Source organism: Taibaiella sp. KBW10, assembly GCF_003852495.1.
GTDB lineage: Bacteria > Bacteroidota > Bacteroidia > Chitinophagales > Chitinophagaceae > Edaphocola.
Window position 1 is genome coordinate 555884 of sequence record NZ_QAJI01000005.1, and the last position, 18293, is coordinate 574176.

General features: G+C 40.3%; 19 protein-coding genes. 12 read left to right on the forward strand and 7 right to left on the reverse strand.

Annotated features, from left to right (window positions below; genetic code table 11):
• The first annotated feature begins 15 nt into the window (after positions 1 to 15).
• Together DBR32_RS12845 and glf are read left to right on the forward strand one after the other, a co-directional pair.
• Complete coding sequence (locus tag DBR32_RS12845) at positions 16 to 726, forward strand: glycosyltransferase family 2 protein (RefSeq protein ID WP_124636737.1); 711 nt, start codon at positions 16 to 18, stop codon at positions 724 to 726.
• A complete protein-coding gene (glf, locus tag DBR32_RS12850; RefSeq protein ID WP_124636738.1) occupies positions 713 to 1834 on the forward strand; it encodes a UDP-galactopyranose mutase in 1122 nt (373 codons plus the stop codon). The genes DBR32_RS12845 and glf overlap by 14 nt, the downstream gene beginning before the upstream one ends.
• A gap of 92 nt (positions 1835 to 1926) precedes the next feature.
• On the opposite strand, the gene DBR32_RS12855 is transcribed toward glf, so the two are convergent.
• Positions 1927 to 2895, reverse strand: coding sequence for an electron transfer flavoprotein subunit alpha/FixB family protein (locus DBR32_RS12855; RefSeq protein ID WP_124636739.1), 969 nt, complete (start codon positions 2893 to 2895; stop codon positions 1927 to 1929).
• Between the two features lie 53 nt (positions 2896 to 2948).
• The gene (locus tag DBR32_RS12860) at positions 2949 to 3692 is read right to left on the reverse strand and encodes an electron transfer flavoprotein subunit beta/FixA family protein (protein WP_124636740.1); all 744 of its coding nucleotides are present in this window, start codon (positions 3690 to 3692) and stop codon (positions 2949 to 2951) included.
• A gap of 186 nt (positions 3693 to 3878) precedes the next feature.
• Between DBR32_RS12860 and DBR32_RS12865 the strand changes: the two genes are divergently transcribed.
• Positions 3879 to 4547 (forward strand): C40 family peptidase, encoded by a 669-nt coding sequence (locus DBR32_RS12865; RefSeq protein ID WP_124636741.1) that lies wholly within the window; start codon positions 3879 to 3881, stop codon positions 4545 to 4547.
• A gap of 61 nt (positions 4548 to 4608) precedes the next feature.
• On the opposite strand, the gene DBR32_RS12870 is transcribed toward DBR32_RS12865, so the two are convergent.
• The 3 genes from DBR32_RS12870 to DBR32_RS12880 all read right to left on the reverse strand — a co-directional run bounded on the left by DBR32_RS12870 (position 4609) and on the right by DBR32_RS12880 (position 6778).
• On the reverse strand, positions 4609 to 5454 hold the full coding sequence (locus tag DBR32_RS12870; protein WP_124636742.1) for a hypothetical protein: 846 nt from the start codon (positions 5452 to 5454) through the stop codon (positions 4609 to 4611).
• 59 nt (positions 5455 to 5513) lie between these two features.
• On the reverse strand, positions 5514 to 6101 hold the full coding sequence (locus DBR32_RS12875; RefSeq protein ID WP_124636743.1) for a carboxymuconolactone decarboxylase family protein: 588 nt from the start codon (positions 6099 to 6101) through the stop codon (positions 5514 to 5516).
• Between the two features lie 95 nt (positions 6102 to 6196).
• Positions 6197 to 6778, reverse strand: coding sequence for a peroxiredoxin (locus tag DBR32_RS12880; RefSeq protein WP_124636744.1), 582 nt, complete (start codon positions 6776 to 6778; stop codon positions 6197 to 6199).
• A gap of 179 nt (positions 6779 to 6957) precedes the next feature.
• Here DBR32_RS12880 and DBR32_RS12885 point away from each other — a divergent pair, with 179 nt between their 5' ends.
• From DBR32_RS12885 to obgE, 9 genes are all read left to right on the forward strand, one after another.
• Positions 6958 to 7317: a hypothetical protein gene (locus DBR32_RS12885; RefSeq protein ID WP_124636745.1), complete on the forward strand. Its 360-nt coding sequence runs from the start codon at positions 6958 to 6960 to the stop codon at positions 7315 to 7317.
• Positions 7318 to 7459: 142 nt separating this feature from the next.
• Entirely contained in the window at positions 7460 to 9796 is a 2337-nt protein-coding gene (locus DBR32_RS12890) for a TonB-dependent receptor (RefSeq protein ID WP_124636746.1), read from the forward strand.
• Between the two features lie 21 nt (positions 9797 to 9817).
• On the forward strand, positions 9818 to 10372 hold the full coding sequence (locus tag DBR32_RS12895) for a hypothetical protein (protein ID WP_124636747.1): 555 nt from the start codon (positions 9818 to 9820) through the stop codon (positions 10370 to 10372).
• Between the two features lie 152 nt (positions 10373 to 10524).
• A complete protein-coding gene (locus DBR32_RS12900; RefSeq protein WP_124636748.1) occupies positions 10525 to 11343 on the forward strand; it encodes a porin family protein in 819 nt (272 codons plus the stop codon).
• 143 nt (positions 11344 to 11486) lie between these two features.
• Complete coding sequence (locus DBR32_RS12905) at positions 11487 to 12371, forward strand: hypothetical protein (RefSeq protein WP_124636749.1); 885 nt, start codon at positions 11487 to 11489, stop codon at positions 12369 to 12371.
• Between the two features lie 199 nt (positions 12372 to 12570).
• Positions 12571 to 13269 carry a DUF4198 domain-containing protein gene (locus DBR32_RS12910; RefSeq protein ID WP_158605994.1) on the forward strand — a complete coding sequence of 233 codons (699 nt, stop codon included), beginning with the start codon at positions 12571 to 12573 and terminating at the stop codon, positions 13267 to 13269.
• 54 nt (positions 13270 to 13323) lie between these two features.
• Positions 13324 to 14649, forward strand: coding sequence for a UDP-glucose/GDP-mannose dehydrogenase family protein (locus tag DBR32_RS12915; RefSeq protein WP_124636751.1), 1326 nt, complete (start codon positions 13324 to 13326; stop codon positions 14647 to 14649).
• Positions 14650 to 14710: 61 nt separating this feature from the next.
• Complete coding sequence (locus tag DBR32_RS12920; protein ID WP_124636752.1) at positions 14711 to 15292, forward strand: adenylate kinase; 582 nt, start codon at positions 14711 to 14713, stop codon at positions 15290 to 15292.
• A 111-nt stretch (positions 15293 to 15403) separates the two neighbouring features.
• Positions 15404 to 16399 (forward strand): GTPase ObgE, encoded by a 996-nt coding sequence (obgE, locus tag DBR32_RS12925; protein WP_124636753.1) that lies wholly within the window; start codon positions 15404 to 15406, stop codon positions 16397 to 16399.
• A gap of 56 nt (positions 16400 to 16455) precedes the next feature.
• On the opposite strand, the gene DBR32_RS12930 is transcribed toward obgE, so the two are convergent.
• On the reverse strand, positions 16456 to 16998 hold the full coding sequence (locus tag DBR32_RS12930; protein ID WP_124636754.1) for a lipocalin family protein: 543 nt from the start codon (positions 16996 to 16998) through the stop codon (positions 16456 to 16458).
• Between the two features lie 171 nt (positions 16999 to 17169).
• Positions 17170 to 18009, reverse strand: coding sequence for a T9SS type A sorting domain-containing protein (locus DBR32_RS12935; protein ID WP_124636755.1), 840 nt, complete (start codon positions 18007 to 18009; stop codon positions 17170 to 17172).
• Between the last annotated feature and the right edge of the window lie 284 nt (positions 18010 to 18293).

Sequence of the window (18293 nt, forward strand, 5' to 3'; positions counted from 1 at the left end):
TAACGAAACCAATCTATGTCTATATCAAATTTATGGCTTGTAATGCCGGTTTATAATGAAGAAGAAGCAATCGGAAGTGTCGTGGCCGAATGGACAAAGGTCCTGGAACAACAGCAGATTAAATATACCTTTTGTATTTTGAATGACGGCTCAAAAGATAGCACTTTGGCGAAATTGCAGGCGCATCAACAAGCCGATCCTAGAATAAAAATTGTCGATAAGCAAAATACAGGCCACGGTCAGACCTGCGTTATGGGCTATAGGCTTGCCCTGGAAAATAAGGCAGATTGGGTCTTTCAGCTTGATTCAGACGGACAGTGTGATCCGGCATTTTTTGAATCTTTTGTGCAGAATACAGCACAATATAAAGCGATATTCGGGTATCGTAACAAAAGAGAAGATGGGTTTCCGAGATTCCTGATCTCCAGGTTTGTTTCTCTATTTTCTTATGCCGCTACAGGTGTATGGTTGCGGGATGCCAATGTGCCTTACCGGCTTATGAATGCTGCTGTATTAAACAAAGTACTACCCTTCATACACGATGATTTTTATCTCGCAAATATCTACCTGTCTATCCTGATCCGGAAGCAAACCAAAATCCACTGGATTGATATTGTGTTCCGGGAGAGAGCCGGAGGCTCACCCAGCATCAAAACCTATTCCATCATGAAGCATGGGATTAAACTATTTAAACAGTTAAAAGCAACCGCAAATGCAAAAGTCTAAAGCATACGATTACCTGATCATCGGTTCCGGCTTATTTGGCAGCGTTTTTGCACATGAAGCACATAAAAGAGGTAAAAAATGCCTCGTGATTGAAAAGAGAAATCATTTAGGGGGCAATGTGTATTGTGAGGATGTAGACGGGATTAACGTACATACTTATGGTGCGCATATCTTTCATACCAATGATAAAGGCATTTGGGAATACGTAAATCAGTTTGCCACTTTTAACCGGTATATCAATACGCCTTTGGCGCATTATAAAGGTAAATTGTACAATCTCCCTTTTAATATGAATACCTTTTACCAAATGTGGGGATTGACGACCCCCGAAGCAGTACAGGCGAAAATTCAGGAACAGATTGCTCAAATGAATATCGGAGCGCCTTCCAATCTTGAAGAACAGGCCTTAAAGCTCGTGGGCCCAGATATCTATGAGACCTTGATCAAAGGATATACCGAGAAGCAATGGGGTAGAAAAGCGACGGCACTACCTGCATTCATCATCAAAAGGCTTCCCCTGCGTTTTACCTTCGATAACAATTATTTTAATGATACCTACCAGGGCATTCCGATTGGAGGATATAATAAAATCATTGAGGGTTTATTGACGGGCATTGCGTGTAAGACGGGGGTAGATTATTTTGAAGATCGTCATTATTGGGATAGCCTTGCTGAAAAAACAGTGTATACCGGAAAGATTGATGAATATTTCGGATATGAGTTTGGCAAGCTGGATTACAGAAGCTTGAAATTTGAACAAGAGCGCCTTGAAATACCAAATTATCAGGGTGCAGCCGTAATGAATTATACCGATGCGGCAGTGCCCTTTACCCGGATTATTGAACACAAACATTTTGAGTTTGGCGAGCAATCACATACCATTATTACCAAGGAATATGCTACGGAGTGGACACCCGGAGCGGAACCCTACTATCCTGTAAATGACCGGCAAAATGACGCTTTAGCAAAAAAGTATAAAACACTTGCAGATACTTTAAACGAAAAGGTGCTTTTCGGAGGCCGTTTAGCCGAATACCGTTATTATGATATGCATCAGGTTATCGGATCGGCTTTAGTGAAAGTGAAGCATGAATTTAATCCCGGCTAAAAAAGGATTGCTATTGGTGTCGGCAAGTAAACATAAAACAAGGGGTGTCTGAAATACAGACACCCCTTGTTTTACAATATATTGAGATAAAATTATCCTTTTGCTTTATTAACCGCTTCAGTCAATTTAGGCAGAATTTCAAATGCATCTCCCACAACGCCATAATCGGCTGCTTTGAAGAAAGGCGCATCTGCATCTTTATTGATTACAACAATCGTTTTAGAACTATTTACCCCTGCCAAATGTTGAATAGCACCGGAAATACCTACGGCTACATATAAATTTGGACGGATGGTACCACCTGTTTGACCCACATGTTCGTGGTGCGGGCGCCAGTGTGCATCGGCTACCGGACGGCTACAAGCCAGGGTTGCGTTCATTGCTTTGGCCAGATCTTCCAGGATACCCCAGTTTTCCGGTCCTTTCAGGCCACGACCACCAGATACGACGCGTTCTGCTTCACTTAAAGGTACTTCTCCTTTAACCACATCTTCCGATACAAATTTCACACCGAAATCAGTATCAGCGAAGTCTACGCTTAAGGCTTGTACGCTTGCCGTACCACCCACTGCTGCTACCGCAAAAGTATTGGGCGTCAAGCTGATTACTTTCTTATCAGAGTTAATATTAACATGTGCAAATGCTTTACCAGAAAAAACAGATTTCTTAATGCTGAATCCGTTAGTTGTATTCGGGTAGTCTACGGCACCGGCAACAATACCTGCTTTTAATTGTGCGGCAACCATAGGGGCAACTGCTTTACCATTATTATTGGCAGAGACAACAATTACGGTAGCTCCGGACTGGTTTACTGCAGCCACAACCGCTTTGGTATAGGCTTTGGCACAGAAATGATCCAAACGGGTGTCATTACAGTGCAGGATTTGTGTTGCACCATAATTGCCCAGTGTAGCTAATTCACTGTCAGACGCGCTACCCAGCACCACAGCGACTACGTCGCCACCTGTTTTTTCTGCAGTTTTTGCTGCATAATTTATCGCTTCAAAGGCATTCTTTTTAAACGTACCCTGAGCGTGATCTACAAATACTAAAACAGACATTTTATATATAAGTTTTATGAGTTAGGATAAATAGGGTGTACACCCGGATAATATTAAAGTACTTTAGCTTCGTTTTTTAAAGCCGCTACTAAATCATCCATCTGATCGATGGTGAATAATTTTACCCCTTGTTTTGCAGGAGGTAATTCATAGCTTACGATTTGCGTTAATGCATCGGCCGCTATAGCAGGCACTACATTCAACGGCTTCGTACGTGCAGCCATAATACCGCGCATATTTGGAATACGGGGTTCTGCCATACCTTTTTGACAAGAGATCACAACAGGGAAATCACAAGTAGCCGTTTCTTCACCACCTTCGATTTCACGGGATACAGTAGCCGTTGTGCCACTCACATCCAATTTGCTTGCATTGCCAATATAGTTATACCCTAATATACCTGCGATGCAGGCACCAACAGCACTATTGTTATAGTCGATAGATTCTTTACCGGTTAAGATCAAATCATAACCATTCTTTTGTACCAAATCAGCGATTTGTGCTGCAATGGTATAAGGATCGTTACTTTCAGCATCTATTCTGAAAGCGTTATCGCCACCTAATGCTAAAGCTTTACGGATAATGGCATCTGTAGATGCATCTCCAACACTCACAAGGTGTATTTCACTTGCCGCTCCGCTTTCTTTCAACTCTATGGCACGTACCAAAGCATACATTTCATCGTATGGATTGATGATAAAGGTTACACCCGCTTCGTTGAATTTACTATCATTATCAGTAAATGAAATCTTAGAAGTCGTATCCGGTGCTTTCGCAATACAAACTAATATCTTCATATTTCGTTGTTTAGATTAGATTTTAAATTAAATATTTGTGCAAATATAGCACTTAGCCTATAATATAATTACATTGTTTTTGCCTCAAACAGCTTTGCGCGGCATTGTAAGGAAAGTTTTACATTAACACTTTTTTAAAGGTTTAACCTATATCTTCGCCTCTTACCAAAAGTAAAACCGAAAAAAATGCGTCAATTCTTAACCATTCTATCGGCTTGTATTATCGGGTCAATAACAACAACAAACGCGCAGAGAGCGCATCGCAATACGCAAATAGCCAGTGCAGAGGTGGAAGCAACAAATGATGCACCACGATTCATAGAAGGCCTTAGCCTGAATACGCCAACGGCTACTAAAAACATTTCTGTTAAAAATACAGTTGCCGTAAAAGAGAAAGTAGTTCCGGCCAAAGTAGAAATAGATGAACCGGTTCCTACGACCAAGGACAAAAAGGAAGCGGCAGAGAAAATTAAAGAAGGTTTAAGAAAAAATACGAGTTTATATTCATTCATCCAGGATTGGTACGGTACACCTTACCAAATGGGGGGGACAAGCAAAAAAGCAATTGATTGTTCTGCCTTTACCCGTCAGCTTTTATCTGATGTATATGGAAAGACCCTGGACAGAACAGCTGCGATGCAGTTTATGATGACCAAGCGTATTTACGATCAGGATGATTTGAAAGAAGGTGATTTAGTATTCTTCAGCATTCATACCAAAAGAATTTCGCATGTAGGCGTATATTTAGGCAACGGAATGTTTGTACATGCTTCTTCCAGCCGTGGCGTTATGATCAGCGAATTAAGCCAGGCTTACTGGACACGCTTTTATGCGGGAGCAGGACGCTTAAATTAAACTATTTTCAATTTTTTATAAAAAGGAAAGGACTTCATCGAAGTCCTTTCCTTTTTATATCCTATTTCTTGGATTCATTATCTCCATTTGCATTAATCTTTCTGAGCGCTGCTGTAGAGATAGTTATTAAGTTTGGTCCATTAGCAGTCCATATACTCACATAATCTTTACTGACAACTGTATGCTGCTTCCATTTTGTAAAAGGTGCATACAATAATAAAGTACAGATATCGGTTGGCGTCATTAACGGACCTGTTTCCGGAAGATGGGTATGTACTGCCTCCTTTATCTCTTCCCCCGCTGCTCCGTGGTTAAAGGGTATAAGGCTTTGGTGTAATTTCTTTTTTGATTTTAGTTGATTATTGTTGCTAAAGGACAATAAATAGTCATTCCCCAGAAAAACAACTCCTTCTTTTTGGCTACCTGTAATGATATAAACCTTTTTCTCTTTTTTATAGATCAAGGGTATAATATTATAATTGGTATTTTCATAGCTTTTAAAAAAGCCGTCCTTATTTTCACTAATGACTTCGATTGCTGATTGTCTCAGGTGGTATATAGATGATTCTAGGTCTGTAAATGTTCTTTCCGTGAGATTTATTTCTGCCGTGTATATATTATAAGTGGAATCAAAGCTAATTGTACCAATCACTTTGGGGGCTGCATCTTTGGAAAAGAAAATACACTTAGCATTATTTGAATCTTCGACATAAGAAAAATATCCACCAATATTGTCATGTTTTGTATAGTGCTCCCCGAAAAGGTCTGTACCGTGCCAGGAAGCTTTTTCAGACTGATATAACCGCATCCCTTCTTCAAGTATTGCCTTGTTTTGCTTTTCAAAATCTCTCTTTGCAAAGGATTGGAGCGTAGTGAATGATAAAATAAAGATGAGGATCTTTTTCATTATTTTAAAGAATGATTGAATTCGGAAAATACGGATTTCTGCGTAATAATAGTCTATAATTACAATACCTCTACCAGACTCCTGATTACGCCTGCCAATCGTACCGATTCAAAAATCTTCTGCTCCGAAACCCCATGTTGTTTTACCGAAGCTTCGTGTGATTTGATACACATTTCGCAGTTGTTCAATGCGGAGACCATTAAGCTGGCCAGCTCAAAAAACGCTTTTCCACTTACCGGGTTCATCATGATGTTCATGCGCAGGCCCGCAGGGGTATTGTTATATACGGTGTTCTCCTGAAAATAGTGACGGAAACGATAAAACACATTATTGGTGTTCATCAGAGAGGTCAGGGCATACATTTCCGAAATTTCTTCGGCGGTAGCCTCATGGCTCAACGCTATTTGTACCAGGCCTTTACCCAAAACGTCACAGCGATCATTAGCCGCAACACAAAGGGCTAGTAAAGCCACCTCTTTTTTATTTAATGCCGTATTCTTATTTAATACGGTGGCGATATTCAGTTTCAGATCTCTCAAATACTTACTATCCGTTGCCACCAGCTGCTCCAATGCAAAAGATGTATGGTTTGTATCTATCTTTAATTCTGTAAACAGGCTTTGTACTGTTTCGTGTGTGATACTCATAATCGAATTATATTTTTTGAAAAATTATCAGATATAAGAATGGCTGTAAGATCTGCGCTTACAGCCATTCTGTATCTTATTATAATAAGGTAATATTAGTTGTTAGCCATTTGGTGGGTTAGGGTGTCTTCTCCTTTTTTCCAGTTACAAGGGCATAATTCATCTGTTTGTAAAGCATCCAGTACACGCAATACTTCGTCTACATTACGGCCTACACTCAGGTCATTGATGTTTACCCAACGGATGATTCCTTGAGGATCTACGATATATGTCGCACGATAAGCAATTTTTTCATCTGCCTGTAAAATGCCTAACTCTTCCGCTAAAGATTTTGAAGTATCCGCAATCATCGGGAATTTTAAACCACGTAAATCATCATTTTCTCTTCTCCAGGCTAAGTGTACAAATTCTGAATCGGTAGAAGCACCTAATAAAACAGTATCTCTGTCGGCAAACTCACCAAAAGCATTATTGAAAGAAGCAATTTCTGTAGGACATACAAAAGTGAAATCTTTAGGCCACCAAAACATAACCATCCATTGGTCCGTAGCGGTATGAATTGCATTCGAAACCGTTTCAAATTCTTTTCCCGGGGCATCTGCATTTAAAGCATTTGCAACAACTGCGATCTTTTTAAATTCTGGAAATTGGCTACCAACTGAAATTACCTTGTTCATTGTCTTAATACGTTTTTTATTTTTTTTATGATTTTTTCAAGTGCAAATGTCTGATAATATTTGTAAACCCCGATTTAATTTTTGCTATTTAGATATAAGCATTGTCAATAGAGGATAAAATTAATAGACAATTTGTCAAATGATTATGATAGTTTACCGTACTTTTGCCCTACGATCGCATGATTAAAAAGAGTGTTCATATTATCCTGATCTCTATCCTGAGTCTGGTGCTGTGTTTTAATACCGGCATCCAGCAGTATGTACATAGCTTTGAACATCATCAGGAGACGGTCGATCATATCCACAAGGATGATCGCTGTGGCAGAGGAGATGGCGGATTTGCTTTTGAAGAGCAGCACCACCACTGTGATTACCTGACACAGGTATTACCACACTTTATTAAAAGTGAAGTAAGCTATGCCTTACTTTTCCTCAGCCCTAAACAATATCTTACCTATACGGTAACAGATTATACCGCATGGTTTGATAATGAACATTTCTCTTTTCTGCTTCGGGGGCCGCCGGCATTCCTTTCCTAGATTACGATATTGAGCGCATGTAAAGCATTTTTGGCTTTGGATGTCGATGACTATGTACACCACAGCATAGTGAGCTGTTCTGTATACAATAAGCAATCAGCACTCAATTCATTCCATTTTTTCTGTTTTATTAATAATTTATATGCCACATATTTTGGCAAAGCATATAAAATATCTCGCCCTGCTTTTAGGAATGGGCTTGTATTATAATGCTGCCGGGCAAAAGCCTAAATGTAACCATACCCTCGCTGTATTGGTTAAGGATGCCGCATCGGGTGAAAGCCTCATCGGAGCGGATGTACAAACGGATAACCTTCATATCCAAACCGATGTTGCCGGGCTGGCACCATTACAAAATGTATGCCCGGAAAGCCGTATTCATATTCACGTGACGCTGGAGCGGTATAAAGCCATTGACGAAACAATTCTTATCGGCCAGACGGATACCATAACACTTTCAATGCAACCTTTATCAAAGGATTTAAGTGAGGTACAGGTAATCGGGCATCATACGGAAGTAAAATCTGCGAATGCACAAGCCAGCATTGCCGGAGCAGCACTGGAGCAGGTCAAAGGCAATAATATTGCGGCCATGGCCAGCAAGCTCAGCGGTGTGACGATGCTGCAGACGGGAGCCTCCATTGCGAAACCCGTAATCAACGGTATGACGGGCAACCGTATTCTTATACTGAACAATGGCGTGCGCCAGGAAGGACAGCAGTGGGGTGCAGAACATGCTCCTGAAATAGACGGGATGACCGCCGATAATATTACGGTGGTCAAAGGAGCAGAATCTGTCCGTTATGGCAGAGATGCCATCGGTGGCGTCTTACTCATTAATCCTCCTGCATTACCATATCACTTTTCCGGTATACACGGAACCGTAAATCTAATGGGCATGAGCAACGGCCGAAAAGGCGTAGGAGGGCTTATGTTGAACGGTGCTTTAGGGAAACAGAAAAACTGGGCCTGGCGGGTACAATCAAGTCTTGCCGAAAGTGGGAATTACCGTACACCCGAATACTTTTTAGATAATACCGGAACGCGGGAACGGAATTACTCTGCAGCATTGGGCTATAATCAGAAAAAATGGAATGTGGAAGGCTATTACAGCCATTATAATAACGAGATCGGTATTTTTAAAGGATCTCATATCGGCGACACCACCGATTTAAAAGCACGTATTGCCAATGGCCGTCCTTTCGATAACGGTAGTTTTTACTACGGCATCGATGCGCCCAGGCAAGTAGTACAGCATGATCTGGGAAAACTGAAGGCCCACTATCATCTTAATGAGCAATGGAACCTGGATGCACAATACAGCTTGCAGCATGATCGCAGACAAGAGTATGACATTCGCCGTGGGGGCAGAACCAGTATTCCTTCTATAGACCTTAAACTGCTCTATCAGGAATTGAATATTGAAGCAGCCTATACAGAAGGGAAACACTGGAAAGGGAATATAGGGATCAATGGAAGTACAACAGTGAATAACAATGAGCCGGATTTATACACCGTACCTCTGATTCCTAACTATGATGCCCAAAACCTTGGATTGTTTGCCCTAGCGCGCTACCTGGGTAAAGACTACACCATAGAAGGGGGGCTGCGTTACGATTATCAACGGCTTAATGCCGCCGGATATGATGCGGCTAATCATGCATATGGAGGACGTAAATCTTATGAAAACCTCAGTGCGACACTTGGCATAAACTATAGCCCTAACAATCGTTGGCGGTTGATGAGCAATGCCGGAACGGCATGGCGTCCACCTACGGTAAACGAGTTATACAGCACAGGTTTGCATCATGGTGCAGCGCAGTATGAGCTCGGCGACAGTACCCTGCGCGCAGAAAAAAGCGTGAAGTGGATGAATACGATTGCCTTTACCAATTACAAAAGAAACCTGTCGGTAGAGCTGAATGCGTATGTGAATTATTTCGATAATTATATTTACCTCAATCCTTCACTCACCTATTTTCAGAGTTTGAGGGGTGCCTTTCCCGTATTTAATTACAAAAGTACCAATGCCCTTTTCACAGGACTGGACCTTATGGCCAATTATGCCTTGAACACACATTGGGATTATAATATTAAAGGAAGCATCATTCGTGCTAAAGATATATCGAACGATCGTTTTCTTCCTTTTATACCCTCCGATCGCCTGTCACACAGTATCAAATACAGTACAGCGATTGCTAAAAATGTGAAATCGGGCTACATATCCCTGGAGCATGTAATGGTCGCCAAGCAAACGCGATATGAAGCGGGCAGCGACTATGCGCCACCGCCGCAAGGCTACCAGTTACTTAACCTTGGTGCCGGCCTGGACTGGACATTGGGTAAACAATCAATCAACATTAACCTTGGGGTCAATAACCTCACTAATCAATTGTACAAAGAATATATGAACCGCTTTCGCTACTATGCCCATGACCTGGGCCGCAGTGTGGAATTAAGGATTGCATATAAATTTTAAAAAAATAAAAAAATAATTATTATGAAAATCAACATCGCAAACATCGGAATTATAGCAGCATTTTTGGCCTTAGGAACTTTAGCTTCTTGTGATAAAAAGACGCCGCAACCCAATAACCAGAACGAAGAATTTGACGCGATAAAAGTCAATTTTATCAAATTAGAAAGTAATGGAACACAAACAACAGATACCACAACCGTATCGTTTAATGCCAGTGGTGTAGCCACTCCGGCAAATACAAATCTGACTACAGATAAAAAATACCGCACTTTAATCACGCTATATTCCAATGGTGCCAGTATTAATCATGAGATCATTGAAGAAGCCAGTGAGCATAAGTTCTTTTTCTTTGCCAATCCGCCATCAGGTGTAGGTAGCTATACCTATAATGATGGTATCGGTTTAGATGGGGTGATGGAGATTAAAGGCAGTACGGCTTTTAACCTTCAGATATTGTTGCGTCACGGATTAAATAAGAACCATGCAGATGCGCAGGCCTATAATAGTCCGAACTATCAGAATGCAGGCGGAGATAATGATTTAAATATTAATTTCAATATCACACCGGGACAATAGTTGATCCGGAAGAAGTAATTCTTTTTCAACAAAAGGGAACAGGCATTCAAAACGCCTGTTCCCTTTATTCTTGAACAGCCTGTTAATTTTCACGATAAAACCTTATCTTAGGAACAGATATTGTACTTTCGCCCTTTAAAATATTATATTTTATGAGAAAAATTCTATTATTACTTTCTTCATTTGTTACTTTAGCAAATGCTTCTTTTGCCCAGGATGCTCCTATGCAAAGTTCTTCTTATGGTATCGATACCAAAAAACTGCGTTTTGGGGCCTATGTAGCACCTACTATGAGCTGGATGCGCGCTACCTCTAAAACAGACGATAATAAAAATTATAACATCACGAACGACGGGACTAAAGTAGGATTTACCTATGGCTTGATGGCAGAGTACTATTTTCAGGATAATTACGCAATCGTTACCGGTTTACAGATGAATAGCGGTGGCGGAAAGCTTACCATGGAGCGTGTTTCCTCTGTTGGAGAAGCGAATACCGTTCAGAAAGGAGTATTCCAATATAATATCTCTTACCTGGAAATACCGGTAGGGATTAAATTAAGAACAGATCCCATTTCTAACTTCCGTTTATTCGGCCAGGTAGGCTTAACCCTGGGGATTAATGTTGCTAAAAAAGCATCTTATGATCTGAACTATTATGATTCTGATACCAAGATTCAGTCCATCTCACAATCAAAAGATAAATTGACTACATCCTCTACCTTCGGTACAGCTGTTGCTCCGGTAATGCTGTCTATGAATATCGGTTTGGGTGCGGAATATCCTTTGACGGATAAATTAGCAGGTTACATTGGCATTTTCTTTAACAATGGATTTTTACCCGATGCAACAAGCCCGCAGAATTATGAATTATATGACAATGCCAACAATAAAATAAAAGTGAACAGTACCTTTAAAGATGGTAACGTACGCTTTAATAACTTCGCATTACGTTTAGGTGTTTTCTTTTAAAGAAATCCATACTACGACAAAAAAAGGCTGCAGCATACCTGCAGCCATTTTTTTATGGGTATAGAATCAACCTTGTTTAAACATAATAGATTATATATGATTTTTATTATCTTACGTTTTAATAAAAATCCCACCTTATGCTTATGCGCCAAAATAGAATGCTTGCATTGCTTGTGCCACTAATGTTATTAGCAGTAATCGCGCAGGCGAAGGAACAAAAAGCAATGCGCTTATCTTTGCTCCAGGCTGTTAAAGAACATAAGGTAATCATTACGGCCAAAAGCTCGTCTACCCTATATAACCAGAAGGGGCTGCTGTTAAGCATAGAAAACACGGGCAAAGAAAATATAATTCTGGAAGTCGATCCTGCTATGGTCTTTAGTCCTGAAGACGCGCAATATCAAAACCTGATTATAGAGGGTTTTGATGTGTTGGTGGTCAATGCCGGTAAATCGCGCATCATTGGAATGCAGTCCTACTGCGGAGAAAGCAGTGACAGGGCTCCTGTAGCAGATCTCCCTTATCGTTATGCGCGGCAAGGAGACAGTATAATGATCAAGACCCTGAAATTTATCAGAGATAATAAGGTCAAGGAAGATATGGCACAACATGCCTTATGGGTATTGACCGATAACCATGATTTAAGTGATGTATATGACGAGCGCGATCCTGCGCTGTCAAGGCACTTTACCGCATTTATGGGCAAGCTATTGGGCGTGGCCGCACCGCAATATTTTACCGTAAAAGAGTTGAATGCTACACCAGGCGAACTGGTGAGTAATCAAAAAGTATTAAAGCTGGTGACGAATCTCCAATGGAGCCTTTCGCGCCCGGAAAGCCTTTCTTTAAGCATCTATAATACTTCAGGGGAAAAAGTAGCTTCTTATTTTGATCATAAAGCATTTCCTAAAGGAGAATATGATCTTAATGCCTCTTTCGAAACGATCGATTATCCGGAAGGGCGATACACCATAAAATTATATTCCGATCGGGAGACCTTAAAACAAATGATTGTAGAACTACAATAAAGAGCCCTTATGTTTTTTGGAATTTGAACATACCGTTAATAAGCGCAGGGAGTTTCTTTAGTGGGGCACAGCAGCCAGAATGCCCGGGAGGAACTATAGAATTATCATGATTTTGTCAAAATAAAATCATTAAGAATGATTTCTGTAGCGGCTCCGCTACATTGATTAAATTTGCTTTCAAAATTTAGAAATCATGATAATGAATGTCAAATCTTTGGTATTTACGCTTGTTCTGGCCACAGCGCATCTTTTTACCCATGCCCATACCATGTGGATCGAAGCCGCTAATAAAGGACAACTTGGAAAAGCGCAGGATATTAAAATATTTTTTGGGGAATACAGCGATGGTAAACCGACTAAAACTGTAAAATGGTTTTCGGACCTGAAAGAATATAAACTGATGGCCACGGCTCCCGATGGTACTGTGAGTGAATTAGGCAAAGTGCAGGATTCTACTTTTTATAAAGCATCATTTACCCCCACACAGGAAGGCACATATACTTTTTGGCTTGATCATGAAGTGAAAGATGTGTTTAAAGAAATGAAAATTACGTATACCGCAGGCGCTTTTGTAACTATAAAAGGAAAGAAAGAAGCTGCGACCATAGGAAAAGGACGCTATCAGATTAAAGTACCCAATCCGCAAAAAGCAAATACAATTGTCGTTTTAAAAGATGGCAAGCCACATGCTAATGCAACCCTTAACCTGGAGCAGGTGAATCATAAAGAAGGACAACAGGTACAAACCGATCAAGAGGGTAAATTGATCCTTCCAAAGACAATGAAAGGGGCCTATCTTGTAGAATTGCCGATCCCGACAAAAGTAGAAAATGGTCTGCATCATGACAAACCTTATGCAACACACTACCTTAATTTTACCTATTTGCTGCAACTGTAAAGCGGATGATAAAGTACCGGTAAAAACCTTTAATTTTACGCAAATTTTATCATAATGAAAGTTATTGTAGTCGGAACGGGTTATGTGGGATTGGTTACAGGTGCTTGTTTGGCAGATGTAGGTGCAGAAGTATGTTGCATTGATATTGATGTACAAAAAACGGAAAACCTGAAGAATGGAATCCTGCCTATTTACGAACCCGGTTTAGAGGCAATTGTAAAACATAATTTTGAAAAAGGCAGGCTTACGTTTAGTACCTTACTTGCGGAAAATATAAAAGGTGCCGATGCCATCTTTATATGTGTGGGCACACCTCCAGGTGAAGATGGGAGTGCCGATATGCAGTATGTCTTACAGGTATCGAAAGATATTGGGAATAGTATAGAGGATTATGTATTAGTGATTACTAAGAGTACGGTTCCTGTGGGGTCTTCTCATAAAGTGCGTAAGGCAATAGCCGATGCTTTGGAGGCGCGTGGTACCCGGGTAGACTTTGATGTGGCTTCTAACCCTGAATTTTTAAAAGAAGGGGCCGCCATAAAAGACTTTATGAGCCCGGATAGGATTGTTGTGGGTATTGATAGCGATCGGGCAAAAGAAGTAATAGATACCATTTACAAGCCCTTTTTATTAAATGGGTATCGTATTTTGTATATGGACATTCCTTCGGCAGAGATGACCAAATATGCGGCAAATGCCATGCTGGCGACACGCATTTCTTTTATGAACGATATTGCCAATTTATGCGAGATCGTGGGCGCCAATATCAACCATGTGCGCAATGGGATCGGTACCGATCCCCGTATCGGAAAAAAATTTCTGTATGCCGGAGTTGGTTATGGCGGTTCCTGTTTTCCAAAAGATGTAAAAGCCTTGGTCAATATCGGGCTTGAAAACAAGAAACCTATGCGCCTGCTCGAGGCCGTAGAAGCGATTAACGAAGACCAGAAAAAAGTGATCTTCAATAAAATTTCCCGCTACTTTGGTGCCGAACTACAAGGTAAAACGATTGCCGTTTGGGGATTGGCTTTTAAACCCAATACCGATGATATGCGCGAAGCACCTTCCCTTGTGCTTATAGAAGCGCTGACGGCGGCAGGAGCTAAGGTAAAAGCCTTTGATCCCGTCGCATTGGAAGAAGCGAAAAAATACCTGCAACATAATCCGGAAGTGACTTTTTGCGAAGATGTGTACGAGACCGTAGAGCATGCCGATGCGATTGCACTGGTTACAGAATGGAACGAATTCAGGTTGCCCAATTGGGACAAAATCAAAGCGACCCTGAATACGCTGGTGCTTTTTGATGGCAGGAATATATATGATGATGTGCAATTGGCTAAAGATGGATTTACCTATTTCGGTATTGGTAACAAGGGTTAAACTTTGCCTTTTGGTCATACTTTTGTAAATTTGTCGCCGTACACATTTAAAAACAACACAAATGTTTAATCTTATTCTTTTTGGCCCTCCCGGTAGTGGAAAAGGCACACAATCCGCTAATTTAATTGAAACCTATGGCTTGAAACATTTATCTACAGGCGATTTGTTGAGAGACGAAATTAGCAGGGCAACGCCATTAGGGTTAGAAGCCAAGAAGTTTATGGATGCAGGGCAGTTGGTACCCGATGCGGTCGTGATTGGCATGATTGGTTCAAAACTGGATGAAAATCCTGCAGCACGTGGTTTTATATTTGATGGCTTTCCGCGTACAACGGCACAGGCCGAAGCTTTGGATAACTTATTGTCCTTAAAGAAAACCGATATTTCAGTATTGCTTTCTTTAGAAGTACCGGAAGAAGAATTGAAGAAAAGATTATTATTAAGAGGAGAAGTTTCGGGTCGTAGCGATGATAATGAAGAAGTAATTCAAAATAGAATTGCAGAATACAAGGCAAAAACAGAACCTGTAGCCAATTTTTATGAAGCACAGGGAAAACTAGAGCGTATTAAAGGATTGGGTACAGTAGAAGAGATTTTTGGTTTATTGAAAAATCAGGTAGAAAAGTTCGTTTTACCACAATAAATCCTAAGATCGCTGTATAAATTGAGTACAATTGAAAATAATATAGCATCTTTGCAAAATATAAGTAAAGCCTTCTGTATAGAAGGCTTTACTGTTTAATAATGTGAGATTATGGAAAAAGCGAATTTTGTAGATTATATCAGAATTTTTTGTCGCTCGGGAAAAGGCGGTGCAGGAAGTATGCATTTTATGCGGACCAAGTTTAATGCAAAAGCAGGTCCTGATGGTGGAGATGGTGGGCGTGGCGCGCATATTATTTTGAGAGGAAACAGTCAGTTATGGACCTTGCTCCATTTACGCTATCATAAGCATGTCTTGGGTGAAGACGGACAATCAGGCAGCGGAAATAACTCTTCCGGAAGACAAGGAAAAGATGTGATTATAGAAGTGCCTTTAGGTACCATTGCCAAAGATCAAGAGACCGGTGCGATTGAGGCAGAAATTCTGGAAGATGGACAAGAAGTGATATGGGTACCCGGAGGACGGGGCGGCTTGGGTAATTCCAACTTTAAGTCACCAACCAACCAGACACCGGAATATGCACAACCCGGAGAAATGGGCATCGAGGCATATAAATACCTTGAATTAAAAGTATTGGCGGATGTCGGTTTAGTAGGTTTTCCTAACGCAGGAAAATCAACCTTACTTTCGGCTATTTCTGCCGCGAAACCTAAAATTGCCAACTACGCTTTTACGACCCTTACACCAAACCTGGGTATTGTTCCTTACAGAGATCATTTGTCTTTCTGTATGGCAGATTTACCGGGTATTATCGAAGGGGCCGCAGAAGGAAAAGGGCTTGGACACCGGTTTTTAAGACACATTGAACGAAATTCAGTGCTCCTGTTTTTGATACCGGCAGATAGTGATAACCACAAAAAAGAGTTCGATATTCTGTATAATGAGTTAGAACAATACAATCCGGAACTTTTACATAAAAAAATGATTATTGCTGTTAGTAAAAGCGATATGCTGGATGAAGAACTGAAAAAGGAAATAAGTAAAGAATTGCCGCCAAATATTCCGCATTTATTTTTCTCTTCAGTAAGTCAACAAGGGATCATGCAATTGAAAGATACGCTTTGGCAAGCCTTGAATGAGCAATAAAATGACGTAGATATAAAAATAAAAAAGCTTGTGGGAGACCACAAGCTTTTTTATTTTTATTGATGGCTAACCCAAACCAGCTGATCGGTATCATATCCGATACTTTGGGCTAATTGTAAGTACTGTTTCCGGATGTCTTTGGGTATTGTCTTTGTTCTGGACAAGATCCACATATATTTAAGACTCTCTCCTACTACCAGAGCGTATTGGTATTCCTCGTCGATCGCGACTACATTATAACCGGAATAAAAGGGACCGAAAAAGGAAACTTTTAGTGCAGCAGTTTCTTTATCGCCGGCAAAAATAGCGATACCGGTGGCTGTTTTATATTGCTGTTTTACGGTATCGTATCCACGGTTAAGGACCCTTACCTTGCCCTCATCGGTCAAATCATATTCGGCAGTCGTATTGTTCATGTTCCGTTCAAACTTAAAGTCCATACGGGCGATCTCATACCATTTTCCTAAATATTTTTTAATGCTGAAGTGGGTTACCGGAACCGCTTTTGCGGGCTTTTGCGCTTTGAAAACCCTGGATAATACCAGTGTTCCGGTGGCAGCGCCAAGAAGCCCTATAATCCATTTACGCTTATTCTTCATGCCCGTTGTTTTTAGTATGATACGAATTTAAGCTTTATCAACCACTGATTTAGTATAAGAAATCTTAAAATTCTCTTTGTGTTGTCGTGGGTGGCCATTTCAGGACAGGGAATTGCTATCATAGAAACAGGGCTTGCANNTGCAAGCCCTGTTTCTATGATAAATTAAGTATTATTTAGCAACACTGAATTTGCTGATTGCCCTTGCATCGTCTGTAATTAACTCGATAGAGTACATACCGTTTGACAAAGAAGACATATCTATTTTGAATGATTTTTTTCCGATAGCTTGTTTACCATAAGCTTGTGTAAATACAACACGACCAGTCACATCAAGTACTTTTACAGTAGCAGTAGTGTTCTTAGTGAATGTATAGTCAAAGTTTACATCGCTTTTAGTAGGATTAGGATATACTACTAATGCTTCTTTAAACTGATGGCCTTTGATGACATCAACTAAGCTAGTTGTACCACATTTATCCGTAGCACCACTACCAATAATAATATTATTAGCTGCATTGATGTTGTTTCCGGAGAAAGCTGCTTTTACTGCAGCAGCAGTAGTAGCGGCATTGAATGCAGCTAAATTGAATCCGGCATCAGCAAATACAGTCCGATCCTCATCAAAACCAAAGATAGAAACCCAGGTACAGATTTTTGCGTCATTTGGAATAGGTACGGTTGCCGATTTGACAAAAGAAAAAACGAAAGTATCTTTTTGTCCTGAAGCAATATTAACCTGAGGGCAAACAAGTCGTGTCAAGGATTGTGTTAAACCTAAGAATCCGATATCCATATAAGACGTTAAAGTATCTGTTGTTGCTAACGCATCTGGTCCGTTATTACTTACCTCAATAGCAACCAAAAGCGTATCGCCATTTGCTAAATTATTATAAGTTCGAGCAGTAACAGGCAGTAAAAATTTTACGCCTAAGTCCATCGTTTTTTGTTGGGCATTTGCCACTGTCATAAATGCTCCGATAAGAGCAAGTGTAGTGAAGATTTTTTTCATTTTTTCGATTTTTGATTTTATTGAATCCCCGAATTTAGGGTAAAAAACCGAGTAATCTTTTTAAAACGCAGGTTTATATTTGTTAATATTATATAAGCTTTATATACATGTGTTTGTGTTAGGTGATATATAAATTTTGAAAAGAGGCAGTGCCTTTATCCTCCTAAAAATAGCGATTTGATGAGGATTTTCCCGGTTTTGCTCTGTCTTGCAGTATTAGGGCTAGAAGCCACCTTGTAATAAAACAAATAAAAGAGAAAAGGTCAATTGAACACCCAAATATA

Bases quoted from the DNA above. Each gene is read 5' to 3' on its own strand.
- obgE (WP_124636753.1), top strand. From the start codon at position 15,404: ATGGAAAAAGCGAATTTTGTAGATTATATCAGAATTTTTTGTCGCTCG.
- DBR32_RS12855 (WP_124636739.1), bottom strand. From the start codon at position 2,895: ATGTCTGTTTTAGTATTTGTAGATCACGCTCAGGGTACGTTTAAAAAG.
- DBR32_RS12905 (WP_124636749.1), top strand. From the start codon at position 11,487: ATGCGCCAAAATAGAATGCTTGCATTGCTTGTGCCACTAATGTTATTA.
- DBR32_RS12845 (WP_124636737.1), top strand. From the start codon at position 16: ATGTCTATATCAAATTTATGGCTTGTAATGCCGGTTTATAATGAAGAA.
- DBR32_RS12865 (WP_124636741.1), top strand. From the start codon at position 3,879: ATGCGTCAATTCTTAACCATTCTATCGGCTTGTATTATCGGGTCAATA.
- DBR32_RS12875 (WP_124636743.1), bottom strand. From the start codon at position 6,101: ATGAGTATCACACACGAAACAGTACAAAGCCTGTTTACAGAATTAAAG.
- DBR32_RS12860 (WP_124636740.1), bottom strand. From the start codon at position 3,692: ATGAAGATATTAGTTTGTATTGCGAAAGCACCGGATACGACTTCTAAG.
- glf (WP_124636738.1), top strand. From the start codon at position 713: ATGCAAAAGTCTAAAGCATACGATTACCTGATCATCGGTTCCGGCTTA.
- DBR32_RS12880 (WP_124636744.1), bottom strand. From the start codon at position 6,778: ATGAACAAGGTAATTTCAGTTGGTAGCCAATTTCCAGAATTTAAAAAG.
- DBR32_RS12900 (WP_124636748.1), top strand. From the start codon at position 10,525: ATGAGAAAAATTCTATTATTACTTTCTTCATTTGTTACTTTAGCAAAT.
- DBR32_RS12870 (WP_124636742.1), bottom strand. From the start codon at position 5,454: ATGAAAAAGATCCTCATCTTTATTTTATCATTCACTACGCTCCAATCC.
- DBR32_RS12910 (WP_158605994.1), top strand. From the start codon at position 12,571: ATGAATGTCAAATCTTTGGTATTTACGCTTGTTCTGGCCACAGCGCAT.
- DBR32_RS12935 (WP_124636755.1), bottom strand. From the start codon at position 18,009: ATGAAAAAAATCTTCACTACACTTGCTCTTATCGGAGCATTTATGACA.
- DBR32_RS12915 (WP_124636751.1), top strand. From the start codon at position 13,324: ATGAAAGTTATTGTAGTCGGAACGGGTTATGTGGGATTGGTTACAGGT.
- DBR32_RS12890 (WP_124636746.1), top strand. From the start codon at position 7,460: ATGCCACATATTTTGGCAAAGCATATAAAATATCTCGCCCTGCTTTTA.
- DBR32_RS12895 (WP_124636747.1), top strand. From the start codon at position 9,818: ATGAAAATCAACATCGCAAACATCGGAATTATAGCAGCATTTTTGGCC.
- DBR32_RS12920 (WP_124636752.1), top strand. From the start codon at position 14,711: ATGTTTAATCTTATTCTTTTTGGCCCTCCCGGTAGTGGAAAAGGCACA.
- DBR32_RS12930 (WP_124636754.1), bottom strand. From the start codon at position 16,998: ATGAAGAATAAGCGTAAATGGATTATAGGGCTTCTTGGCGCTGCCACC.
- DBR32_RS12885 (WP_124636745.1), top strand. From the start codon at position 6,958: ATGATTAAAAAGAGTGTTCATATTATCCTGATCTCTATCCTGAGTCTG.